Source organism: Streptococcus mitis (genome assembly GCF_003944325.1).
Lineage (GTDB): Bacteria > Bacillota > Bacilli > Lactobacillales > Streptococcaceae > Streptococcus > Streptococcus mitis_CW.
The window spans coordinates 23,214-47,699 of sequence record NZ_RJPX01000008.1 but is presented as its reverse complement, the minus strand read 5'-3'; the positions used below and the strand labels follow the sequence as shown (position 1 = coordinate 47,699).

Here is a 24,486-nt window from a genome sequence, read left to right as displayed (position 1 = left end):
TTGATACTCCTCGATACTATTATATTACCAAATGATATTCTAAAATTATTTGTTTTTCTCTAAATTGTCAAAATAGCACCCTGAAATGAACTTTTATAGTCATTATACTCCATCTTTATCACACTACCAAGGACATCAATGTCCTTAAAATATAACCATTTCGTGTCATTTTTAGCTTATATATAAAAAAACAGCCCTAAAGACGAACTTTAGAACTATTTCAAGACCAGAACAAGGACATTATTGTCATTGCTTCACTATGTTTATAAATATTTTTTTACATCCTCTTGCCATTCCTCTGTCAATTTCTTTACTAGAAATTCATCTCCAATTAGCTTCGCAAATGTTTTAGAAGACTGATAAAATGATTCAGCTAAACTAAAATCTCTTTCTTCTCTTAATGCTTGCTTCCACAAAAACATAAATACAAGAGGTTTCTTTTGATAATCTTGAGTTTTATCCATAATTTCTTGTAAACACGATAGATAATCATTAAAGCAATCAGTCACTCCTACCTTTTCAAGACAACACATTCCTGAAATAAGAGTATCTCTAATTATAAAGTAATTCTCTATTTGAGTTACCTTCTTCTGTTCCAAAAGAAGGAACATTATCTTTTCGATTTGATTCACAAATTTTGCAAGATCTTTTCTAATAATCATTTGATAAAAAAACAAACGAATCAACAACATATCATTTATTGAATAGGCTTCTTTTTCTATAATCTGAGGCATATGTTCCTCAAGTATTAACTCTGCATATTCAGGCCTTCTAGTTCTAGAAGTATCTAAACACGCCTGCAATACTTCACATGCTAATTGTTCTTCTTTAGGAAGATTATCAAAGTATGTTTTATAAATCTCTTCCAAACACGCTTCTTTCTTATCGTATTCCTCTTCTTTACCATAGATTGGTTCACGTAAAATCTGGTATTTCAATTCTAAATAAGCAGAAGGAAGAGCTGAAAAATCCGGCATAAGGCTATAAGCTGGAACTCCTAAACGACGAGCAATATAGTCTAACTTGGGTAAACTCGGTTGCGAAGCCCCGCTTTCAATTCTCGACAGTTGACGAACTGTCAGTTCTTGCTCATCTCCACAAAAATCTGGACGACTAATTCCTTTTTCTATCCGAATCTCTTTAATTTTTTGACCAATTAACATCAGACGTCTCCTCTTCTACCTGCTTCGAAAAATACTGTGAAACTTAAAAAATTGTAACGATCACATCTTTCCTACTCATAACTCTTCATAGCTTCTTCCACTTCTGCCAAGGTAACTCCAAACAACTCTAAGCGCTTGAGGAGTTGCTTGCCGTTAGAATAGCCGATTCGGAGAGCCTCTCCCAGATATTCTCTGCGCTTACGGCTATCTGCCCCTGCTAGAAAACCAAGGCGAATCAAGTCGCTACGACTGATGTCAAACTGACTCTCATGTTCAAATTGTTCTGTGACCTGAGCTAGAGCCGTTTTCAAATCTTCATAGCTGGCATGCTCAATTCCCAGAGACCGTCCCTTGGTCTTGGACTTGGGAACAGCTTCATCTCGTTTGAGAAAGGCATGCTGAACTGCTGGAATGGCCGTCATAATCATGCGACGAATCCGCTCCCCATTAAAATCTGGGTCTGTAAAGACAATGATTCCATGACGTTGGTGCAGGCGCTGAATCCGCTCTATATCCCGGTCATTGATGGCAGAACCTCGTGTCTCATAGGTCTCTACATCGAAATAACGTTTGAGATTAGCCGTATCATCTCGCCCTTCGACAACGATGACTTGGGAAATTTTCTCTTTCATTACTTGCTGTCCAATCCAAAAATTCGTTCTGCATTTGCAGTTGTTACCACCGCTAGCTCTTCTGCCGTCATGCCACGCAAGTCAGCGATAAAGTCCACTACATAGCGAGTGTAGGCTGTTTTATTTTCACGACCACGCTTGGGTACAGGTGCTAAGTAAGGCGCATCTGTTTCCACCAACATCTTGTCCAGAGGAAGTTCTCTAGCAGCCTCTTGGATATCAGTTGCCTTCTTGAAAGTTACCACTCCTGAGAAGGAAATGGTCATGCCCAACTCGACAAACTTCTCTGCCCACTCAAGCGTCCCTGAAAATGAATGCATGATACCACCTCGGGGACCAACTCCCTCGCTCTTAATAATCTCATAGGTATCTTCCAGCGCATCACGGGTATGGACAACAAAAGGCAAATCCAAGTCCTTAGATAGCTGAATCTGACGACGAAAAACCTGCTCCTGTACTTCTTTTGGCGCTGTCATCCAATGGTAGTCTAAACCAATTTCACCTAAAGCAACAACCTTGGGATGCTTGAGCTTATCAAGTAAGTAGTCTTCAATCTCCTCTGTGTAAGTCCCTGCCTCTGTCGGATGCCAACCAATAGTCGCGTAAAGTTGGTCATACTCATCCACCAACTCCAAGGCACGCTCAATCGTCGGTTGATCAAAACCAACAATATTCATCTGTGTCACACCCATCTCAGCGGCCAAGGCAATTTCTTCTGCCTCACGACCTGCAAATTCTTCTACATTCAAGTGTGTATGTGTATCAAAAATCATCTCTTCTAACCTCGTTTTCTATCTACTATTATAGCAAAAAAACTGACCTCTCTCCTCATCTGAAAAAAATATTCTAAAATCCATTATCATCTCTTGACGCTCTTTTTCCAAAGCAGTATAATAACACTTATTGAATTTTCAACAAAGGAAACAACTATGTTTACAAAATTAAAACAGACCTTTATCGGTCGTCCTCTTAAGTCCTTAACCGAAGGCGAAGGGGGACTACTGGGAAAAATGCAGGCCTTAGCCATGTTGTCAAGCGACGCTCTGTCCTCCATCGCCTATGGACCTGAGCAAGTAGTCCTCGTCTTGGCTAGTCTCTCTCCTCTTGCTATATGGTGGAGCCTTCCTATTGGCCTCTTTGTCCTCCTGCTCTTAGCTAGTCTGACCGTTTCCTACCGTCAAATCATCCATGCCTACCCTCAAGGGGGAGGGGCCTATATGGTTACTCGAGAAAATCTATCTCCCCAACTTGGCTTGATTGCTGGAGGTAGTCTGCTGGTTGACTACATGTTGACCGTAGCAGTATCTGTTGCATCTGGAGCCGATGCTATCACAGCAGCTCTCCCTGCTCTCCACCCTTACAACCTCCACATTTCCATTTTTCTAGTTTGCTTGCTCATGCTCTTGAACTTACGGGGCTTAAAAGAATCTGCCAGCTCACTGATGATTCCTGTCTATCTCTTTATCATCAGTACTGTCTTTCTCTTGCTCTACGGAATTTTTCAACTAATGACAGGAGCTCTCAGCTATCAGGCAACTTCACCTATTGGGCATGCTGTTCCGAGCCTGTCTATCGTTCTCATTCTAAGAGCCTTTACCAGCGGATCTGCCTCTCTGACAGGGGTTGAAGCTATTTCAAATGCCGTTCCCTTTTTCAAGGCTCCGAAAGAAAAGAATGCCGCTCAAACCCTGACCATTATGTCACTGATTTTAGGTTTTCTTTTTGCTGGTATCACTTTCCTAAACTACTGGATGGGGATTATGCCGCAACACGGAGAAACCATCCTTTCACAGATGGCTCAAGGCATCCTTGGCACTTCCTTCTTAGGTCACCTTGGCTATTATACCTTCCAATTCTCCACAGCCTTGATTTTGGCCGTAGCAGCAAATACTGGCTTTTCAGCCTTTCCTATGCTGGCTTACAACATGGCTAAAAACAAATACATGCCCCATCTCTTTATGGAAAAAGGAGACCGCCTAGGTTACTCCAATGGAATTTTAACTCTGGCTTTTGGGGCTATGATTCTTCTTCTCATTTTTAATGGCAATACAGAACGCTTGATTCCTCTTTATACTATCGGGGTCTTCGTTCCCTTCGCCCTATCTCAGACTGGGATGATTCGTCATTGGAAAAAGGAAAAAGGGGCCAACTTCTTAAAACCTGCCCTTGCCAATATCCTTGGTGCCATCATTTGCTACGCTATCGTGCTCATCCTGCTCTTTTTCCGTCTCAGTGATATCTGGCCTTTCTTCCCGATCATTCTCGTACTCACCCTACTTTTCTTGGCCATTCACAGTCATTACCAAAAAGTGGCCCAACAACTGCGACTCTATGAAGGAATCGAAAAACGTACTTACGACGGCAATCTGGTTCTGGTTCTAGTAGGAAATGTCACCCGAGTCAGCGTCGGAGCCATTAACTACGCTCAAAGTATCGGAGATGAAGTCTTAGCCATGCATATTTCTACTAAGGAAACAGCAGAAAAAGATCAAGAAATTCTCCAAGAATTTGCCGATTACTTCCCAACCATTACTCTGAAAAATATCAAGACTAGCTATCGCGACATCATCACCCCTACTGTCAAGTATGTCAAACGGATTTCCGAGGATGCCCAGAAAAAGAACTATACAGTAACTGTCCTGGTACCCCAGTTTATCCCTAATAAACCTTGGCAAAATATTCTACACAATCAAATGAGCCTCAAACTCAAATACGCCCTTCGTTGGCACCAAGACGTCGTTGTCGCTAGCTATTCTTATCACTTAAAAGAATAAAGAAAAGGCCCTACCAGAACCAAGAAGCTCTGGTAAGGCCTTTTTCTGAATCCAGTCACTATGCTTATACTCTTCGAAAATCTCTTCAAACCACGTCAGCTTCACCTTGCCGTAGGTATGGTTACTGACTTCGTCAGTTTCATCTACAACCTCAAAACCATGTTTTGAGCTGACTTCGTCAGTTCTATCTATAACCTCAAAGCAGTGCTTCGAGCAGCCTGTGGCTAGCTTCTAGTTTGCTCTTTGATTTTCATTGAGTACTAACTGAAAAGAATGACTAGGAATATTATTGAATGTGGTTAGCTAAATCTTCCTGAGCTTTTTTATTTGACTCAGCTTTTTCTTTTAGCCATTTTTCATAGAGTTCTTGGTACTGTTTAGCAGTTACTGGCTCTTTTTGCAATTCAACATATTTGTAGTTGTCCGCATTTCCCTTATGACCAACGAATGAGAATGGACCTGTAAACGGTACAGTCTTACGGAAGATTGGATTAGCTCCACCACTTTGAACTGGTAGGAAGAGGGCGCTATCTGTCAACCAAGCTTGGGCTTCAGCATATTTTTCATAGCGAGCTTGAGTATCTGTGATTTCCGAATCTGCCTGATCCAAGAGTTTCTTGTAGTTAGAAAGACCAATCTTATCCTTCACTTCCTTGTCTTTTCCTTCAGACAAGCCCATGTTTTTCAACTGAGAACCTGTCTCTGGATCAAGGATAGCTAGGTAAGTCTTCGGATCTGAGTAGTCTCCACCCCATCCTGAGATGTCAATATCGTAGTCTTTTTGTTCTGCTGTATCTGCAAAGTAGGTTGCTTGGTCTTTTTCATCTGGAGAAAGTTGGATAACATCGATGACTACATTCTCCTTACCAAGAGTAGCTTCTACTGTTTGCTTGAAAGAACCAGCCTGTTGCACATCTAACTTAGCAGTCTGGTCAACTGGCATATCCAAATGAATTGGGAAGGTTACTCCCTGAGCTTGCAGACTTTCTTTGGCCTTAGCCAACTTCTCTTTGGCCTTGTCAGGGTTCAAGAAGGCTTGCTTACCATCGTTTAGGTTGATATTTGCCCAATCTTTACCGTAGTTGACAATTTTTTCATTGACAATGTCACCAAAGTTCTTATCACCAACTTGGACAAAGTTACTGGGTGTAACCGTGTTACGTAATATACGGTCTGCTCCATCTTCACCATTTGTCTGCACTGCATAAGCATGACGGTCAAAGGCAAAGTTGATAGCCTGACGGAAATCTTTATTTTGCATAGCTGCGCGTGAATCTGTCTTTTCCTTATCAGACTGTTTCATAGTCTGCTTGTAACTTTGACGATTCACATTGAAAAGATAGTAGAAAGTAACTGAGTTTTGCGGTGTATAGGTAATCTTATCCTCGTTTCCCTTCTTGAGTTCAGCAAAGACTGAACTTGTTGGGAAGATACGTCCGTCTGTATAATTACCATCCAAGAAACCTCTCGCAATGCTGTCTTGGTCAGAACCATCAAAGAAAGAAAGTTTCACTTTCTCAATTTTGACATTGTCCTTATCCCAGTAGTTAGGGTTTTTATCAAATTCAATCAAAGATTTTGATGTAAAGGACTTAAACAAGTAAGGACCATTTGACAAGATGCTTGATGGCATCACACTTCCAAAGTCATCCCCCTTAGACTTCAAGAAGGCTTCGTTTACAGGATTAAGGATACTTGCTGTTGTTTTAGAGTTCCAATAAGTTTCAGGTTGGATGAGGGTGTATTGGAGTGTGTAATCATCCACTGCCTTAACACCAACAGTTCCAAAATCAGATGATTTTCCTTCAACATAGTCTGCCAGCCCCTTGATAGAGTCTTGCACCAAGTACAAGTTTTCAGCCTTTTTATCAGCCGCATACTTAAGACCAGTCACAAAGTCATGAGCTGTTACATCCGCATACTCTTCTCCTTCAGAAGTGTACCATTTAGCCCCCTGACGGATCTTATAAGTGTAGGTCAAACCATCTTTTGACACAGTCCATGACTCAGCCATAGATGGAATGAGATTGCCATACTGGTCATTTTCCAACAAACCATCAATCAAGTTGGTTGTGATACTAGATGTAGAGTCTCGAGTAGAGGTAATATAATCCAAAGTATCTGGGTTATTGACAAAGATATAAGAGTAAGTCTTGTCAGCATTACTTGATTGAGATGAACCACACGCTGCTAAAGCTAGACCTGCTGTCAAAGTCATAGCTCCAAACAGCATAACTTTTGATTTCTTCATGATTATTCTCCATTTTTTACAGTATGCGAAATATTATACACTATTCAAGCAAAAATATAAAGCTTTTTGTACTTTTTTACAAAAATAAAAATCAGTAGACTCGAGTTCCTACTGATTTTTGATAGAATTCGTTTGGATTATGCAGCCAAAACTTTGCGTCCTTTACGACGACGAGCTGCCAATACGCGACGACCGTTTTTAGTTGACATACGGTTACGGAATCCGTGTTTGCGCGCACGACGAAGTTTACTTGGTTGATAAGTACGTTTCACGATGAATACCTCCTCATAGATTTTGTATTCGTTTAGCCGGCTATAAAGTGATCAGTTACTAAACATACTTTACTATTCTATCTGATTCTTTTACTTTTGTCAATAGCTCTAGGCAAATGTTTCCAGCTTTTTAGCCCTTTTTCTGATGTAACCCCTATCTACGATACTGTTTCAAGAAACGAGTCATCTTTTCTTGGATTTGGGCTAGTTCATCGACACGAGGAAGGTAAACGATACGGAAGTGGTCTGGTTCCTGCCAGTTGAACCCACGACCATGAACCAAGAGAACCTTTTCCTGTTTCAAGAAATTAAGGACAAACTGCTCATCATCATCGATACGGTACATATTGCGATCGATTTTCGGGAAGATATAGAGTCCAGCCTTAGGTTTAACTGCAGACAGACCTGGAATATCTTGAATAGCATTGTAGATGAAGTTTCTTTGCTCATAAATTCGTCCACCAGGAAGGAGTAATTCATCGACTGACTGGTGCCCCCCCAGGGAAGTTTGGACGACTTGTTGGGCCAAAACGTTAGAGCAAAGGCGCATATTGGACAACATATTAAGCCCTTCGATATAGCCTTTAACATGTGTCTTAGGACCAGACAAGACCATCCAACCCACACGGAAACCAGCGATACGGTGCGATTTTGACAGACCATTCATGCTGACACAGAAGACATCAGGTGCCAAGCTCGCAACAGGCGTATGCACATGCCCATCCATGACCATGCGGTCATAGATTTCATCCGCAAAGATGATCAAATCGTTTTGACGGGCAATTTCAATGATTTCCAATAAGAGTTCCTTAGGATAAAGGGCTCCAGTTGGGTTGTTTGGATTGATAAGGACGATTGCCTTAGTATTGGAAGTGATTTTTGATTTGATATCGTCAATATCTGGATACCATTCTGCAGCTTCATCACAGATATAGTGAACGGCATTTCCTCCAGCTAGGCTGACAGCAGCTGTCCAAAGAGGATAGTCTGGCATAGGCACCAAGACCTCGTCTCCATTGTCCAAAAGTCCCTGCATAGACATGACAATCAGCTCACTGACACCATTTCCAAGATAAATATCATCAATATCCACGTTTGGGAATTTCTTCAGTTGGCAATACTGCATGATAGCCTTACGGGCGGAGAAAATCCCTTTAGAATCAGAATAGCCTTCACTATCACGAGCATTCATAATCAAGTCATGAATGACTTCGTCTGGCGCTGTAAAGCCAAATTCTGCTGGATTTCCTGTATTCAGACGTAAAATCTTTTCTCCGTTTGCTCGCATCCGCATAGCTTCTTCCAAAACAGGACCACGGATATCATAAGCAACATGCTCTAACTTACTAGACTTATTATATTCTTTCATCTTGTTTCCTCGATTCTTCAGGATAGTAACATTATACCACTAGAAAGAGAATGCGACAAGTTTGCTGAAATGTGTTACTAGATTCGTATAGAAAAAAACTCACTAAAAGCGAGGTCGAGACAATGGTGATAGCGGGTATTTTGCCGAAGACACATCACATACCAAAAGATAAACTTAGAAAAAGCAAGCCTAGAAAGGAGTCATAGAGAAGATTGAACATGAGGAAGAGCCCCCATATTATCAAGTAATCCCAGCGACCACTTCGCTTTGCAACTAGAAATAATAGCAGATGGTAGAGTAGGTGAAAGACTAAAAAGCCAATAAAACCTGGATAGAGAAGCGGAATTAGCTTCTCTAATTGCCAGATCATAATCACTTCTACCAAGACTGAAACCAGGATGATTCCATAATAAAGGAAATTTGATTTTTTTGTTTCTTGAAAAGAGTTTTTCATCATTCTCCCTCCCTTCACTTCTTCCTGCTATCCTTTCTTTTATTTTATCATATATTTATATAGATTTTAAGCGCTAACATTCTTTTAAAAAATACTTTTTTTGCTTTACTTCTATAGTGAAAAGGTTTACAATTATAGTAAGAAAATTTCAGGAGGTTTCATTATGGCACAACGTTACCAAAATATTATGGTCGCAATCGATGGTTCTAAGGAAGCGGACTTGGCTTTTGTCAAGGGAGTTCATTCTGCTCTACGAAACGACGCTAAACTCACCATCGCCCATGTCATTGACACACGCGCTCTCCAAAGCGTATCCACCTTTGATGCTGAAGTTTACGAAGAACTCCAAGTTGACGCTAAAAGTCTGATGAAAGAGTACGAAAAACGTGCTAAAGATGCTGGTGTGGCAGATGTTCATATCGTCATTGAAATGGGAAATCCAAAGACCCTACTGGCGCGTACTATTCCAGATGCTGAGGAAGTGGATCTCATCCTCGTTGGCGCCACTGGTCTCAACGCCTTTGAACGCCTCTTGGTCGGCTCTTCATCTGAATACATCCTCCGCCATGCTAAGGTTGATTTGCTGGTGGTGAGAGAACAAGAAAAAACCTTGTAATCACGAAAAAAAGGAGCTCAGCGCTCCTTTTTGTTTACTATTTATACTCTTCGAAAATCTCTTCAAACCACGTCAACGTCGCCTTGCCGTAGGTATGTTACTGACTTCGTCAGTTCTATCTGCAACCTCAAAACAGTGTTTTGAGCTGACTTCGTCAGTTCTATCTGCAACCTCAAAACAGTGTTTTGAGCTGACTTCGTCAGTTCTATCTGCAACCTCAAAACAGTGTTTTGAGCTGACTTCGTCAGTTTCATCTACAACCTCAAAGCAGTGCTTTGAGCAGCCTACGGCTAGTTTGCTCTTTGATTTTCATTGAGTATTATTTCTCTCTTTATGGCGTTCATAAGCCTTGAGCTGGCGCTGCAGTTCCTTTTTAATGGCAGGTTCTGGAGCATATTTTTCTTCCCAATCATCTGGTTTTAAGATTTTGTGGGTCACTGGATCAAAATGAGCCTTGCCATCTGGGAAAATTTTCCCCATATTGGCCTGATGGACAATGTCAAAAATACGTTCTGGATCCACCCCCATCAAGACAAAACTACCGTAGGTAAAGTAAAGCGTGTCAATCAAGGCATCCACCTGCCCCACCAAATCTTGCTGGGCAGGTGTCTTCTTGGCTACTTTATCTGCTGCCTTATCAAGTGCTTGATGAAGTTGCGATAGAGCTTGACCAAAATCCTCTTCAGAAGGGCTAGCAGCTCGAACAAACTCCACCAATTCTTCTATTTTAAAACCAGCCCTGTGGGTTGCACCTTCTAAATCCCAAGCTTGAGGTTCTTCTTGAGTCCGTTCATCCATCATGTGGTGGAAGGTCTTGACCTTATTGAAATGATAGTCACGGCTGACAAAGACTTTTTCTGAAGCCAGAACACCAAAATGTTCCAAGGCCTTGTGGATTCCATCTTGCTGATTGCTAGTGGTGATGTGCTTGGCAACTTCCTTGACACTGCTACTACCATTTCCCATAGCGACCGACATACCGACACCCGCCAGCATTTCAAGATCGTTATCTGAGTCACCAAAGGCCATGACTTGGTTGAGGTCAAAGCCATATTCTTTCCCAACTCGGCGTATGCCTTCCAATTTAGAGTTTCCTTGATTGATGACATCTGCTGCAAAAGGATTGCTACGTGTCAATTTCAAGTCTTCAAAATCAGCTGCTGCCTTCTCAGATTCTTCTGGTGTCATCAGCATCAAGACTTGGTAGATGGGCTGATTCATTAGATCAAGTAGGTCTTCTTCCTTCTGGGGAACAACCTTGCTGACCATACGATTAAAGGAATGACTCACCGTACGAGTTAAAACAGAGGGAACGAAGCGACTGATTCGTTGGGAAAAAGAACCCAGACCAAAGGACATGATTTTAGAACCCAACATGGCATCCTTGGTCCCTAGGGCAATCTCCTTACCCTCTTTTTTAGCATACGTAATGAGCTGGCGCAAATGTAACTTGGAAATTGGGCTCGTGAACAAGACTCTGTCTTTATTAAAGATATACTGGCCATTGTAGGTTACCGCAAAATCCAAATCCAAATCGTCCATCAATTCCTTAACGAAAAAAGGTCCTCGACCTGTCGCTACGCCGACAAGTACCCCTTGCTCTTTGACGATTTTAATCGCGTCCTTAGTGGATTTCAAAACACTCTTGCGATCGTTGACCAAGGTTCCATCGATATCAAAAAAAACAGCTTTGACTTCCATCCTATCCCAATCTCCCCTTTTGTGATACAATGATTATACCACATTTCAGAAAGAGTGAGTAAATCATGCCTAAGAAAATTCTTGTTTTACATACGGGTGGGACTATTTCCATGCAAGCCGATGCTTCTGGCGCTGTTGTGACTAGTTCTGATAATCCCATGAACCATGTATCCAATCCTCTTGAAGGAATCCAAGTCCACGCCTTGGACTTTTTTAACCTACCAAGCCCCCATATCAAACCCAAGCATATGCTGGCTCTCTACCAGAAAATTAAAGAGGAAGCTGCTAACTACGATGGAGTGGTAATCACACACGGGACCGATACTTTAGAGGAAACAGCTTATTTTCTTGATACCATGGAAGTTCCCCATATACCTATCATACTAACAGGGGCCATGCGCAGCTCCAACGAACTCGGTAGTGACGGTGTTTATAATTATCTGAGCGCTTTACGAGTGGCTAGCGATGACAAGGCTGCTGACAAAGGGGTTTTGGTCGTTATGAACGATGAAATCCACGCTGCCAAGTATGTTACCAAAACACATACGACCAACGTCAGCACCTTCCAGACCCCAACACATGGCCCCCTTGGCCTGATTATGAAGCAGGAAATCCTCTACTTCAAAACAGCTGAACCCCGTGTTCGCTTTGACCTTAATCACATACAAGGATTGGTACCTATCATCTCGGCTTATGCTGGTATGACAGATGAGCTGATTGATATGCTGGATTTGGAACAATTGGACGGTTTAATTATCCAAGCCTTCGGAGCTGGTAATATTCCCAAAGAAACGGCTCAAAAATTAGAAAGCCTTCTGCAAAAAGGAATCCCAGTCGCCCTGGTTTCACGATGCTTTAACGGTATCGCTGAGCCTGTTTATGCCTACCAAGGTGGGGGCGTGCAGTTACAAAAAGCCGGTATCTTCTTTGTTAAAGAACTCAACGCCCAAAAAGCCCGTTTGAAACTCCTCATTGCCCTCAATGCCGGACTAACAGGACAGGCTTTGAAAGACTATATGGAAGGCTAAACCTCTTCTCTAAAAACAAATCAGGAAATCTTCACGATTCCCTGATTTTTTCTATTTCCGTTTTCGTGTTGAACGACGTTCTGTCAATCCATGAGGTAAGAGAACTTCACGTTCTTCCAACTCTTCCTTGTGCATAATCTTAGTCAACATACGCATGCTAATAGCTCCAAGGTCATAAAGAGGTTGGGCAATAGTTGTCAAGTTTGGACGGGTAAAGCGTGAGACTTGCGAATCATCACTAGTAATGATTTCAAATTCTTCTGGTACTGACACACCCTTATCAGCAAGGCCGTTCAAGACACCTGCTGCCAACTCATCACCTGTTACAACTGCTGCAGTTGCATTTGATGAAATCAAGCGTTCTGCCAAGGCATAACCGTCTTCATAAGTGTATTTAGATTCAAATACCAATCCTTCGCTATAAGAAATACCTGCTTTTTTCAAGGCTTCCTTGTAGCCAACCAAACGAACCTTACCATTGATATCATCCACTAGTGGACCGCTAACGAAAGCAATGCGCTCATTTTCTCTAGCAAGGTAGGTCACTGCATCAATCGTAGCTTGTTTGTAGTCAATATTGACACTTGGAAGCTGATGTTCTACATCCACAGTTCCTGCAAGAACAACCGGTGTCCGAGAACGAGAAAACTCTGAACGAATTTTTTCAGTCAAGTGGTAGCCCATAAAAATGATACCATCCACTTGCTTAGAAAACAGGGTATTGACAACTGAAACTTCCTTATCATCATCCTCATCACTATTGGCAAGGACGATGTTATACTTGTACATTTCAGCGATATCATCAATCCCTTTAGCAAGCGTTGAGAAATAGCCATTGGTAATATTTGGGATCACGACACCGACAGTGGTTGTCTTTTTACTTGCAAGACCACGCGCCACAGCATTTGGACGGTAATCCAAACGATCAATTACCTCAAGCACTTTTTTTCGAGTATTCTCTTTTACATTCTTATTGCCATTGACTACACGGCTAACTGTCGCCATTGAAACTCCTGCTTCACGGGCGACATCATAAATCGTTACTGTATCGTCTGTATTCATTTCATTTCCTTTCTATATCATACCTCACGAGACTCCAAAAAAGAGACGATATGAAAATTTCGTTTTCATGATTCTACTTATTCCATTTTATCACTATTTGTAAACACTTTCAAGCTTTTTTTGAAGATTGTTTGAAAAAAATTTCATAGAAAACTATGTTTATGAAGAAAAATCACCTTTTCTTGATTTTTAATCCTATTTGCTGTATGATAAGGGAAAGAAAGGGGGTAGAAATATGGCTTTTACCAATACCCAGATGCGGTCGGCTAGTTTTGGCATTGTTACCAGCTTGCCTGATGATGTTATTGACTCTTTTTGGTATATTATTGACCACTTCTTAAAAAATGTCTTTGAATTGGAAGAAGAACTCGAGTTTCAATTGCTCAATAACCAAGGAAAAATTACCTTCCATTTTTCAAGTCAACACCTCCCTACAGCTATTGATTTTGACTTTAACCATCCTTTTGACCCTCTTTATCCACCAAGAGTACTGGTTTTAGACATGGACGGTAGAGAGACTATCCTCCTCCCAGAAGAAAATGACCTATTTTAAAAACTCTAGCCTTCAGTTACAAACGACTGAAAACTAGAGTTTTTCTATTTTTTCAAAGCATCATACAAGTTGCGGATAGGTTGCTTTAATGTAGGATGGATAAAATGAGGTGCAATTTCCTGTAAGGACTCAAGGACAAAAAAGCGTTCTGCTATGTAAGGATGGGGCAAGATAAGCTCATCTGTGTAAATGACCTGATCCTCCACAAAGAGCAAGTCCAAATCAATCAAACGAGGGCCCCAATGTACTTCTCTCACCCGTCCCATCTCTGACTCAATGGCTAACAAGGTCTCTAATAGAACTGGGGCCGGCAACCAGGTTTCAACCTCAACCACTTGATTAGCAAAGCTATCTTGCTCCACACCACCCCAAGGCTCCGTCGTCAAGACACTGGACTCTTTGAGAATATGGATACCCCGAGCTCGCATTTTCTCAATGGCTTGCTTCAAGTTTGCTTGTTTATCTCCCATATTGCTTCCTAGGGCGATAAAGGCCCGTTGCTTACGGCGATAAATGGTTACCGAGCAAGTATCTAGTGGCAAATGCACTGGCGCCCAAGGTTTTTTAAGTTCCAGCTGAATTTCTTGGACAAGAGGATAAGCCTCAAAAGTACGTTCCACCAGTTTATAAGCTACCGTTTCAATCAAATCTTCACTCGTTTCCTGAAACCAAGTCGTCCACTGCTGACACAGTTCTCCATAATGGACAGAAGCCGTTAAATCCAAGTCTGTCGCCGCCTTGGTCATATCATAGGATAGGATAGCTGAAACGACAAACTTCTGCCCCAATTCTTTCTCACTGGAAAAAAGACCATGATAGGCAAAAATTTCCAAATCCTTAATCTGCAGTTGATCCATAATGATTCCTTTCTAGAAAAATCCGCTTCAAGCGGATTCTTTTTATACTCAATGAAAATCAAAGTGCAAACTAGAAAGCTAGCCACAGGCTGTTCAAAACACGGTTTTGAGGTTGCAGATGGAAGCTGACGTAGTTTGAAGAGATTTTCGAAGAGTATTATAGTCCCATTAAACGATAAGCCTGGTCTCGGAGGTCCTTATCTGTTTCAAATAGACCACGAGCTACTGTCGTCAAGGTTGCAGTGCCTGGTTTTCTGACACCACGCATGCTCATACACATATGTTCCGCCTCAATGACAACAAAGGCTCCTTTAGCACCCAGATACTCCATCAAGGCATCGGCCACTTCGATATTCAAGCGTTCTTGAATTTGTGGTTTTTTCGAATAAACTTCAACCGTACGGGCTAGCTTAGACAAACCTGCCACACGGCCATCTGGAATGTAGGCAATATGCGCTCTACCATAAAATGGCAAGAAGTGGTGTTCACACATGGTATGGAAAAAGATATCCTTTTCTACCACCATATTATCGTCAATAATCTCAAAGGATTTTGACAAATGTTCCTTCGCTGTTTGACCAAGACCTGAAAAAATCTCTTGGTACATACGAGCCACACGAGCAGGTGTTTCCTGCAAGCCCTCGCGGTTAGCGTCCTCTCCGACAGCCTCGATAATCATTTTTACAGCTGCTTCAATCTTTTGTGTATCCATTCTCGTTTTTCCTCTCCATCAGATAGGCTCTCACTTGGCTCAAGAAATACAAGGAACCTGTGATAATCCTAACTGTTTTTTTCTCTTCTTTTTTATCTGTCAATTTCTGCTCTAGAAAATCCTGCCAACCTTGGTAGCTGAGATTTCTAGACTTAGCTGCCTCTTTAAGCACGCTTTCATCAGTCGCCCGACTATCTTCAAAATGTGTCAGAGTAAGCTCGGTATCTGGCATGGCACCCAGCAAGTCCAACATATCCTCCAAGGCCTTGGTTTTGATACAGGTAAAGAGGATTTCCTTATGATAATCCGCAAAGCGTTCTCGCAAGGTTACCAACAAAGCCTTGATAGCATGGGGATTGTGGGCCCCATCCAAAATCATCAAGGGGTCTCTAGACACAACTTCCAAACGCCCTGGCCAACTTATTTCTTCCAAGGCTTGAGCAAGCAAGTGATTGCTTGCTAGTTCTCGACCCTCTTCTTGACAAAAATTATCAAGTAAAGTTATAGCCATCCCAGCATTCTCTATCTGGTGCAAGCCAAGCAAGCCAGTCTGGAAGCGACCTTGTCTGAGAGAACTAGTATAGTCAAAGACTTCACCCGTTACCACACTCTCTTGGTGACTGACTTGATAATCTTTCCCATAGGCAAGTCTCGGCGCATCTTTTCCTTCCGCAATGCGGTCAATCACAGCCAGCGCTTCTGGAGCAATACGACCTGTCACCAAGGGAATTCCTTGTTTGATAATACCAGCTTTCTGCTCTGCTATGGCTTCCAAGGTGTCACCAAGTAGGGCTACATGGTCCAATCCAATAGTCGTAATTCCTGTCAAAATGGGCTGACAGACATTGGTACTATCTAAAAGCCCACCCATGCCGACTTCCATGATAGCCACATCTACTTGCTCTGAAGCAAAGTAGTCATAGGCTATGGCTGTGATAATCTCAAATTCGGTTGTCCCCTGCAAATTGGCAGCCACTTCTCCTTCAAGCAAAGACTGATAGTCTGCCATGAGGGATTCTAGCCTCGCTTCTGGGATAGATTCCCCATTGATGCTAATCTGGTCTGTATAATGAATGAGATAGGGCGAGCTAAACACGCCAACTCTCAGGCCTAGCTTTTCCAACATATTTTTCAAAAAAGCAATGGTCGAACCCTTGCCATTGGTCCCTCCGACATGAATGACCTTGAGTTTGAGATGGGGATTTCCACGCAAAGCTAATAGTTCCTCCATTCGTTCCAAGCCAAAATGCGGTTGATCCGTCCGGTAGTTAGCAATCCACTGATTGTTTTCAATTTCTTTCATCTTATTTATATTGTTTTAAATCTAAATTTTCCGCTTCATCAGCCAATCGAATGGCTGATGCAATTTCAACTGCCATCTTGTGACTGGCTACGTCATGCACGCGCACCACTTCCACACCCTGTCTCGCAGCGATACTGGTTACATGAGCCGAAGCCGTGTCCCTATTGCGGAAACCAAGTTCTGTCTCAGGATTGACTTCAAAGCCATTTTCTTCAAGGATATTGATGACAAACCGCTTACGCGACACTCCAAGAAAGATTGGATAGCCCTTCTGATGTAGTTTATCCAGATCCCGTAAAAGAAGCAAATTTTCTTTCTTGGTCAGACCAAAGCCGATTCCTGGATCCAACAGGATATTTTCTTGTGCGATTCCAGCTTCGTCCGCTCTCGATAGGGCTCTGTCAAAGAAAGCCTCCATCAAGTCTTCAATTGGCATTTTTTCAAAGTCAGCTAACTCTTTTTCTGTAAAGGTTTGACCAAAACCAAAATGAGGGAAGATGAGCGAGCTAGGGTGCTGAGGTCGCGCCATGACTGGATTAAACATAATGACTACTTTCGCACCAGCCTTAGCAACCACATGGGCCATTTTCTCATCACCCATAAGACCAGTGATATCATTGACTAGATTGGCACCAGCAGCCAAAGCAGCCTCTGCCACCTGACTCTTCCGAGTATCAATAGAGATGAGGACATCACTTTCCTTGCGAATCGCTTTGATCACTGGAACAACACGCTGGATTTCCTCTTCTATCTCAACATAGCTACTTCCCGGCCGAGGCCGAGTCGATTCTCCGCCGATATCTAGCATACTAGCCCCTTCTGCTATCAATTTACGAGCCTGCTGGAGTGCCTGCTCAAGAGCAAAAAATTGACCACCATCCGAAAAGGAATCTGGGGTTACATTGATAATTCCGCAAATAGCTGTCTTTGCATGATTTACTTTAGTTGACATATCGGTCACTCCCTCAAGGCTTTTCATCATATTATTTCTCTATTTTACCATAAAAAGAAAAAGATGGACACAATTGCATTCATCTTTTTCCCAGTAGAAGCAAGTAAGCAATTGTCAATAATCTTATACTCTTCGAAAATCAAATTCAAACCGCATCAACGTCGCCTTGCCGTACTTAAGTACAGCCTGCGGCTAGTTTCCTAGTTTGCTCTTTGATTTTCATTGAGTATTAAACAGAAATCCCTAATGTCCGACTCATGATCACCACAAGGGCCAACAAACAGAAAGCAACCCCATTCACAATCATGTGAAGTAAGATAGACATTTCCAAACGTTGGGTCTTGTAAGCCGTCCAAGATAGAACGATCGACATACCTCCATAAATCAATAAAGAAGGTAAATTACTTGGTTGATGCAATAAAGCAAACACAATCGTACCGACTACAAATCCCAAGTTCTCCTTACCTCGGAAAATCTTTTTAGGAACAATCCCACGGCACAAGATTTCCTCACAAATTGGAGCAAGTACGGCTAGCAAGAAGAAGCTAGAAATCAGAGAACTATTCTGAACTATATCGTTAATCTGAGACTGGTTACTTGTTGTCGTCTCATTTGACAGTTGTAACAAGATAGAACCAAGTATATTTGAACAGATAATGACTAAATAACTTAATCCCAATCGTGCCAAATCCTTAGCTCTAAAAAAAGAAAAATTAAAACTAGCTAATTGCGTTTTACGAGCTCCAAAGATAAATAGTACTAAAACTACAATTGAAATACCAGCAACTATTAGTCCTGACTGTAACAGTGGTACTTCATTTAAAGTTAAAATAGCAGTAACCCCTATAGGAATCTGATATAAAATTGTCGCCAGAAAAAAGATTAGCAGCCAGCCTGCACGATTCAATAATTCTTTCCACATACTTTTCTCTTCCATCATTCATCTCCTTTATATTAAAAAAGGGGGAAAATCCCCCTGGGTTATCCTATTATAAGGCCATGCTGATGTAGTTAAGGATAAACAAGGCATCCAAAATCCAAATCATGACATGGACATCTTTAGCTTGACCTTTGACAAGCTTAGTCAAGGTGTAAGTCAAGAAACCAACTGCAATCCCTTGAGTGATAGAGTAGCTGAATCCCATAAAGATAGATGTGAAGAAAGCAGGAACCGCTTCAGACATATCGTCCCAATGGATATTTTTCAAGCTAGCCAACATCATAATCCCAACGATAATCAAGATTGGAGCTGTAGCGGCTGTTGGTACGATCGCTAGAAGTGGACTAAAGAAGCTTGAGATCGCAAAACAGATAGCTACAACCAAGGCTGTCAAACCAGTACGTCCACCTGCACCGATACCAGCAGCAGACTCAACATAAGTCGTTACGTTTGAAGTACCTGCGATGGCACCAATTGAAGTACCAATCAAGTCAGAGTAAAGAGCCTTGTCTAACTTAACTGATTGATGATTTTCACCATTTGTCGCTACGATACCAACTTTTTCACCTGTACCGATCAAGGTACCAATTGTATCAAAAATATCTGTCAATGAGAAGGCAAGAATAGCCATCAGAGTTTCAGGTAAGCGAGCTGTATCTGAAATCAAAGCTCCCAAACCTTCTGAACCAAGAGCTGCACCAAAGACTGTCTTCAAGTCTTCAAAGGCTGCACCAACATGGTTATTAGCAAAATCGATGCTTGACAAATCTACCAAACCAACTGCGATAGCAAGAACAGTTGTTGTCAAGATAGAAAGGATAATTCCCCCTTTAATCCCTTTAATAACAAAGAAGATAGTAATGGCAAGTCCTGCAAGAGCCACCAAAACAGCTGGATTATTAAAGCTGACTAATCCTGGAACCGCTGAAGAGTTTGCTGCAATCGTTGCTTGAGCTTTGTCAGCTCCTTCTCCTACAACAATATAGTTTCCTGGATCAATCGTGAATTTCAAAAGACCAGCATTCTTAATCCCCACGTAGGCAAGGAAGACACCAATACCAGCTGAAATAGCTGAGCGAAGGGCGTTTGGAATCGATTCAATGATCATTTTACGAACATTTGTCAAGGTAATAATCAATGAGATGACCCCACAGATGAAGACCATAGCCAGGGCTTCTTGCCAAGAATAACCAAGTCCAAATACGACTGTGAAGGTAAAGAAGGCATTAAGACCCATACCTGGCGCTTGGGCATAAGGTAAGTTAGCGTAGAAGGCCATCATCAAGGTACCAGCAACTGCACCGATAATCGTTGCGAGGAAGACACCCTGAGCAGGCATTCCTGTTTGCGAAAGAATTTGTGGGTTTACAAAGAGAATATAACTCATTGCAAAGAAAGTTGTTAAACCAGCGAGAACCTCTGTACGAACGTCTGTACCGTTCTCTTTTAGTTTAAATAATTTGTCCATTATCAATCTCCTTTTAATTTTTACGAACAATAATAGAATTATATCATTTATCATTCACTTTTTCAATATCTTTGTTTGATTTATTTAAGAAATTGATCCAATTTCATTTTTTGTTTGGAATCTGCTTTTCTGCCTGCTTTCTGTTATAATAGTAGACATCTTATTTGAAAAGACACTAGAAAGGTTCATATGACGAAGAAAATTATTGCAGTTGATTTGGATGGAACCCTGCTCGACTCAGACAGTCAAATTTCTGACTTTACCAAAGAAACCATTAAAAAAGTTGCTGAAAAAGGCCATCAGGTCATTATTACGACAGGTCGCCCTTACCGCATGTCAAAAGATTTTTACCGTGAACTAGGCTTAGACACTCCTATGATTAATTTCAACGGCTCCCTCACTCATTTACCAGACCAAGTTTGGGATTTTGAAAAGTGTTTGACGGTAGACAAAAAATATCTGCTAGATATGGTTCGACGTTCTGAGGATATTCAAGCCGATTTTATCGCTGGAGAATACCGTAAAAAATTCTACATTACAAACCCTAATGAAGAAATTGCCAATCCCAAACTATTTGGTGTAGAAGCTTTCCAACCTGAAGATCAATTCAAGCCTGAATTAGTGACCAAGGATCCTAACTGTATTCTGTTGCAGACCAGAGCCAGCGACAAATATGCCTTGGCAAAAGAAATGAACGCCTTCTACCAGCATCAACTGTCTATTAATACCTGGGGAGGTCCGCTCAATATCCTTGAGTGTACCCCAAAAGGTGTCAACAAGGCCTTCGCCTTAGACTACTTGCTCAAGGTAATGAACCGTGACAAAAAGGATTTGATTGCCTTTGGAGATGAACACAACGATACCGAAATGCTCGCTTTTGCTGGGAAGGGCTATGCCATGAAAAATGCCAATCCTGAGCTACTCCCCTATGCAGATGAGCAAATAGCCCTGACAAATGACCAAGACGGGGTTGCCAAAACCCTACAAGATTTATTCTTATAGCCCATTCTGACCAGCTTGCAAGCTGGTCTTTGTGCTCTTTTCACAGTCTCATCAACCGGTTAATCGATTGTTCTACTTTTTGCCTCCAAAACCTTGGAAAAGGCTTTCCTTTGTGATATACTTCACATATAAATACAAGAGAGCTCGTCATACTCGACTCTGTTGACAGAAAATCAATCCAGTCCTGTTTCTCCTGCTCTCAGTTAATATCAAGGAGGATAGCTATGAAAGCTGTTGTTGTAAATCCAGAAAGCACTGATGTTGCTATTGAAGAAAAAGTACTCCGTCCACTTAAAACTGGGGAAGCACTTGTAGAAATTGAATACTGCGGTGTTTGCCACACTGATCTCCACGTTGCCCATGGTGACTTTGGTCAAGTACCAGGACGTGTTCTAGGTCACGAAGGTGTTGGTATCGTTAAAGAAATTGCCCCAGATGTAAAAAGCCTTAAAATCGGTGACCGTGTCAGTGTTGCTTGGTTCTTTGAAGGATGTGGCACTTGCGAATACTGTACAACTGGCCGTGAAACTCTTTGCCGTACAGTGAAAAATGCTGGCTACTCAGTAGATGGTGGTATGGCTGAACAATGTATTGTAACTGCAGACTATGCTGTCAAAGTTCCTGATGGACTTGATCCAGCCCAAGCTTCTTCTATCACATGTGCTGGTGTAACAACCTATAAAGCTATTAAAGAAGCCAAAGTTGAACCAGGCCAATGGGTTGTCCTTTACGGTGCTGGTGGCCTTGGTAACCTAGCTGTTCAATATGCTAAAAAAGTTTTCAACGCTCATGTCATCGCAGTTGATATCAACAATGACAAACTTGCCCTTGCAAAAGAAGTGGGAGCTGATATCGTTATTAACGGTCTCGAAGTCGAAGATGTGCCAGGACTCATCAAGGAAAAACAAATGGAGGTGCTCACTAAGCTGTCGTAACTGCTGTATCTAAAGTTGCCTTCAATCAGGCTGTTGACTCCGTTCGTGTTGGTGGTCGCGTAGTCGCTGTCGGTCTTCCTTATGAAATGATGGAACTCAGCATCGTCAAAACCGTTCTAGATGGAATCCAAGTTATCGGTTCTCTTGTTGGAACTCGTAAAGACTTGCAAGAAACCTTCCAATTCGGTGCAGAAGGTTTGGTAGTTCCAGTTGTTCAAAAACGTCCAGTAGAAGATGCTGTGGCAATTTTCGACGAAATGGAAAAAGGTCAAATCCAAGGACGTATGGTACTCGACTTCACCCACTAACTTTATTAGAAACCTATTTTAAAAGTTGGAATGCGCTTCCAACCTTTTTATATTAATTTTTTAAAACGAAAATTATTCTCTTCCAAAAAACATTATTATATCAACATTTTGAAATATCTGTATTTTATTTTTAAAAAAATTCTATATCAAATAGTTGATTTTTTTATGAAAACGGTTTATACTAATCTAGTCTTAAAGTTTTCTTAAACAATGGGCACAACATTTTATAAGGAGGAATGACAATAATGAGTATCGGAATCATTATTGCGAGCCACGGTGAATTTGCTGCAGGTATTCATCAGTCAGGATCTATGATTTTTGGTGAACAAGAAAAGGTTCAAGTTGTAACCTTTATGCCAAATGAAGGTCCAGATGACCTATATGCTAAATTTAACAACGCTGTGGCTGCATTTGACGCAGAAGATGAGGTGCTAGTTTTGGCTGACCTTTGGAGTGGTTCTCCATTCAACCAAGCTAGTCGCGTGATGGGAGAAAATCCTGATCGTAAGTTTGCCATCATCACAGGACTTAACTTACCGATGTTAATCCAAGCCTATACAGAGCGCCTCATGGACGCTACAGCAGGTGTGGAAAAAGTCGCTGCGAATATTATTAAAGAAGCCAAAGATGGCATCAAAGCTCTTCCAGAAGAGTTAAATCCAGTTGAAGAAGTTGCAAGTGCTGCAGCTGCTCCAGTTGCCCAAGCTGCTATCCCAGAAGGAACTGTTATCGGTGACGGTAAACTGAAAATCAATCTTGCCCGTCTTGACACACGTCTCCTTCACGGTCAGGTTGCAACTGCTTGGACTCCAGATTCAAAAGCAGACCGTATTATCGTTGCTTCAGATAACGTTGCCAACGACGACCTTCGTAAAGAATTGATTAAACAAGCAGCTCCAAATAATGTCAGAGCCAATGTGGTTCCAATTCAAAAATTGATTGAGGTTTCAAAAGACCCACGCTTTGGAGAAACACATGCCCTTATCTTGTTTGAAACACCTCAAGATGCCCTTCGTGCAATCGAAGGTGGCGTGCCAATCAAGACCCTTAACGTAGGATCAATGGCTCACTCAACAGGTAAAACAATGGTCAACAACGTTTTGTCTATGGACAAAGATGACGTTGCTACATTTGAAAAAATGCGTGATCTCGGTGTTGAATTTGACGTACGTAAAGTACCAAACGACACCAAAAAAGATTTGTTTGACTTGATTAGCAAAGCCAACGTTCAATAATAGACATCAGTAACTATCGAAGAATTCTAAGAAAATTTTTCACTTTATTATCATTAAATAGAAAAGGAATAAAACCATGTCAGATATTTCAATTATTTCTGCTGTCTTGGTTGTAGTTGTTGCCTTCCTTGCAGGTCTTGAAGGTATCCTCGACCAATTCCAATTCCATCAACCAATCGTTGCATGTACCCTTATCGGACTTGCAACTGGTAACCTCGAAGCAGGTGTTATGCTTGGTGGATCACTTCAAATGATCGCCCTTGGTTGGGCAAATATCGGAGCTGCCGTAGCTCCTGACGCTGCTCTTGCATCTGTTGCCGCAGCAATCATCTTGATCAAAGGTGGTAACTTTACTACTGAAGGTATCGCCGTTGCTACAGCAACAGCTATCCCTCTTGCCGTAGCTGGACTTTTCTTGACAATGATTGTTCGTACAATCTCAGTTGGTTTGGTTCACACTGCAGATGCTGCTGCTAAAGAAGGAAATATTGCAGCTGTTGAACGTGCTCACTTTATCGCACTTCTTCTTCAAGGTCTTCGTATTGCTATCCCTGCAGCCTTCCTTATCGCTATCCCAGCTTCTGCCGTTCAAGATGCTCTTAAATTGATGCCAGACTGGTTGAACGGTGGTATGGCTGTCGGTGGTGCTATGGTCGTTGCCGTTGGTTACGCTATGGTTATCAACATGATGGCAACTCGTGAAGTATGGCCATTCTTCGCAATCGGTTTTGCTTTTGCTGCGATTTCTCAATTGACTTTGATTGCCCTTGGTGTAGTCGGTGTTGCCCTTGCCTTCATCTACCTTAACCTTTCAAAACAAGGTGGTAACGGTGGCGGCGGAGCTGCGACTTCTAACGACCCAATCGGTGATATCCTAGAAGACTACTAGAAAGGGGAAC

General features: G+C 41.8%; 22 protein-coding genes and 1 pseudogene. 8 read left to right on the top strand and 15 right to left on the bottom strand.

Going from position 1 to position 24,486, the window contains the following annotated elements; all coding sequences use genetic code 11:
- Window positions 1–263 precede the first annotated feature (263 nt).
- From D8787_RS03990 to D8787_RS03980, 3 genes are all read right to left on the bottom strand, one after another.
- Window positions 264–1,163 carry a helix-turn-helix transcriptional regulator gene (locus tag D8787_RS03990; RefSeq protein ID WP_125420921.1) on the bottom strand — a complete coding sequence of 300 codons (900 nt, stop codon included), beginning with the start codon at window positions 1,161–1,163 and terminating at the stop codon, window positions 264–266.
- A 71-nt stretch (window positions 1,164–1,234) separates the two neighbouring features.
- Complete coding sequence (gene rnmV / locus D8787_RS03985; protein WP_125420918.1) at window positions 1,235–1,795, bottom strand: ribonuclease M5; 561 nt, start codon at window positions 1,793–1,795, stop codon at window positions 1,235–1,237.
- Entirely contained in the window at window positions 1,795–2,568 is a 774-nt protein-coding gene (locus tag D8787_RS03980) for a TatD family hydrolase (protein ID WP_125420915.1), read from the bottom strand. Before D8787_RS03980 ends, rnmV begins: the two co-directional genes overlap by 1 nt.
- Before the next feature lie 156 nt (window positions 2,569–2,724).
- Here D8787_RS03980 and D8787_RS03975 point away from each other — a divergent pair, with 156 nt between their 5' ends.
- A complete protein-coding gene (locus D8787_RS03975; protein WP_125420912.1) occupies window positions 2,725–4,569 on the top strand; it encodes an APC family permease in 1,845 nt (614 codons plus the stop codon).
- A gap of 286 nt (window positions 4,570–4,855) precedes the next feature.
- On the opposite strand, the gene D8787_RS03970 is transcribed toward D8787_RS03975, so the two are convergent.
- The 4 genes from D8787_RS03970 to D8787_RS03955 all read right to left on the bottom strand — a co-directional run bounded on the left by D8787_RS03970 (window position 4,856) and on the right by D8787_RS03955 (window position 8,918).
- Window positions 4,856–6,820, bottom strand: coding sequence for a peptide ABC transporter substrate-binding protein (locus tag D8787_RS03970; RefSeq protein WP_125420909.1), 1,965 nt, complete (start codon window positions 6,818–6,820; stop codon window positions 4,856–4,858).
- Between the two features lie 137 nt (window positions 6,821–6,957).
- Entirely contained in the window at window positions 6,958–7,092 is a 135-nt protein-coding gene (gene rpmH, locus D8787_RS03965) for a 50S ribosomal protein L34 (RefSeq protein ID WP_000831905.1), read from the bottom strand.
- A gap of 154 nt (window positions 7,093–7,246) precedes the next feature.
- Window positions 7,247–8,461 carry a pyridoxal phosphate-dependent aminotransferase gene (locus D8787_RS03960; protein WP_000666457.1) on the bottom strand — a complete coding sequence of 405 codons (1,215 nt, stop codon included), beginning with the start codon at window positions 8,459–8,461 and terminating at the stop codon, window positions 7,247–7,249.
- 154 nt (window positions 8,462–8,615) lie between these two features.
- Window positions 8,616–8,918, bottom strand: a complete 303-nt coding sequence (locus D8787_RS03955) for a hypothetical protein (RefSeq protein WP_185776743.1) — start codon at window positions 8,916–8,918, stop codon at window positions 8,616–8,618.
- 160 nt (window positions 8,919–9,078) lie between these two features.
- Here D8787_RS03955 and D8787_RS03950 point away from each other — a divergent pair, with 160 nt between their 5' ends.
- Window positions 9,079–9,531 (top strand): universal stress protein, encoded by a 453-nt coding sequence (locus tag D8787_RS03950; protein ID WP_125420903.1) that lies wholly within the window; start codon window positions 9,079–9,081, stop codon window positions 9,529–9,531.
- A gap of 309 nt (window positions 9,532–9,840) precedes the next feature.
- Here D8787_RS03950 and D8787_RS03940 read toward each other — a convergent pair whose 3' ends face one another.
- The gene (locus tag D8787_RS03940) at window positions 9,841–11,232 is read right to left on the bottom strand and encodes a Cof-type HAD-IIB family hydrolase (protein WP_125420900.1); all 1,392 of its coding nucleotides are present in this window, start codon (window positions 11,230–11,232) and stop codon (window positions 9,841–9,843) included.
- A 65-nt stretch (window positions 11,233–11,297) separates the two neighbouring features.
- Between D8787_RS03940 and D8787_RS03935 the strand changes: the two genes are divergently transcribed.
- A complete protein-coding gene (locus tag D8787_RS03935) occupies window positions 11,298–12,260 on the top strand; it encodes an asparaginase (protein WP_125420897.1) in 963 nt (320 codons plus the stop codon).
- A gap of 51 nt (window positions 12,261–12,311) precedes the next feature.
- Here the strand turns inward: D8787_RS03935 and ccpA are convergent, their stop codons facing one another.
- Complete coding sequence (gene ccpA, locus D8787_RS03930) at window positions 12,312–13,322, bottom strand: catabolite control protein A (protein ID WP_125420894.1); 1,011 nt, start codon at window positions 13,320–13,322, stop codon at window positions 12,312–12,314.
- A 235-nt stretch (window positions 13,323–13,557) separates the two neighbouring features.
- Here ccpA and D8787_RS03925 point away from each other — a divergent pair, with 235 nt between their 5' ends.
- Window positions 13,558–13,875: a DUF960 domain-containing protein gene (locus D8787_RS03925; protein ID WP_000886037.1), complete on the top strand. Its 318-nt coding sequence runs from the start codon at window positions 13,558–13,560 to the stop codon at window positions 13,873–13,875.
- A 44-nt stretch (window positions 13,876–13,919) separates the two neighbouring features.
- Here D8787_RS03925 and folK read toward each other — a convergent pair whose 3' ends face one another.
- The 6 genes from folK to D8787_RS03895 form a co-directional block, all read right to left on the bottom strand.
- Window positions 13,920–14,732, bottom strand: coding sequence for a 2-amino-4-hydroxy-6-hydroxymethyldihydropteridine diphosphokinase (folK, locus tag D8787_RS03920; protein WP_125420891.1), 813 nt, complete (start codon window positions 14,730–14,732; stop codon window positions 13,920–13,922).
- Window positions 14,733–14,889: 157 nt separating this feature from the next.
- Window positions 14,890–15,444 (bottom strand): GTP cyclohydrolase I FolE, encoded by a 555-nt coding sequence (folE, locus tag D8787_RS03915; RefSeq protein WP_125420888.1) that lies wholly within the window; start codon window positions 15,442–15,444, stop codon window positions 14,890–14,892.
- Entirely contained in the window at window positions 15,425–16,747 is a 1,323-nt protein-coding gene (locus D8787_RS03910; protein ID WP_125420885.1) for a bifunctional folylpolyglutamate synthase/dihydrofolate synthase, read from the bottom strand. Before D8787_RS03910 ends, folE begins: the two co-directional genes overlap by 20 nt.
- Window position 16,748: 1 nt before the next feature.
- A complete protein-coding gene (gene folP / locus D8787_RS03905) occupies window positions 16,749–17,729 on the bottom strand; it encodes a dihydropteroate synthase (protein WP_050256127.1) in 981 nt (326 codons plus the stop codon).
- A 199-nt stretch (window positions 17,730–17,928) separates the two neighbouring features.
- On the bottom strand, window positions 17,929–18,636 hold the full coding sequence (locus D8787_RS03900) for a CPBP family intramembrane glutamic endopeptidase (protein ID WP_185776742.1): 708 nt from the start codon (window positions 18,634–18,636) through the stop codon (window positions 17,929–17,931).
- Between the two features lie 52 nt (window positions 18,637–18,688).
- Window positions 18,689–20,107, bottom strand: coding sequence for an NCS2 family permease (locus D8787_RS03895; protein WP_125420879.1), 1,419 nt, complete (start codon window positions 20,105–20,107; stop codon window positions 18,689–18,691).
- 189 nt (window positions 20,108–20,296) lie between these two features.
- Between D8787_RS03895 and D8787_RS03890 the strand changes: the two genes are divergently transcribed.
- The 4 genes and pseudogenes from D8787_RS03890 to D8787_RS03875 all read left to right on the top strand — a co-directional run bounded on the left by D8787_RS03890 (window position 20,297) and on the right by D8787_RS03875 (window position 24,476).
- On the top strand, window positions 20,297–21,109 hold the full coding sequence (locus D8787_RS03890; protein WP_125420876.1) for a Cof-type HAD-IIB family hydrolase: 813 nt from the start codon (window positions 20,297–20,299) through the stop codon (window positions 21,107–21,109).
- A gap of 224 nt (window positions 21,110–21,333) precedes the next feature.
- Window positions 21,334–22,352, top strand: a pseudogene (gene adhP / locus D8787_RS03885) (alcohol dehydrogenase AdhP).
- Between the two features lie 245 nt (window positions 22,353–22,597).
- Window positions 22,598–23,587 (top strand): PTS sugar transporter subunit IIB, encoded by a 990-nt coding sequence (locus D8787_RS03880; protein ID WP_125420954.1) that lies wholly within the window; start codon window positions 22,598–22,600, stop codon window positions 23,585–23,587.
- A 76-nt stretch (window positions 23,588–23,663) separates the two neighbouring features.
- Window positions 23,664–24,476 carry a PTS mannose/fructose/sorbose transporter subunit IIC gene (locus D8787_RS03875; RefSeq protein WP_001280328.1) on the top strand — a complete coding sequence of 271 codons (813 nt, stop codon included), beginning with the start codon at window positions 23,664–23,666 and terminating at the stop codon, window positions 24,474–24,476.
- The last annotated feature ends 10 nt before the right edge of the window (window positions 24,477–24,486 follow it).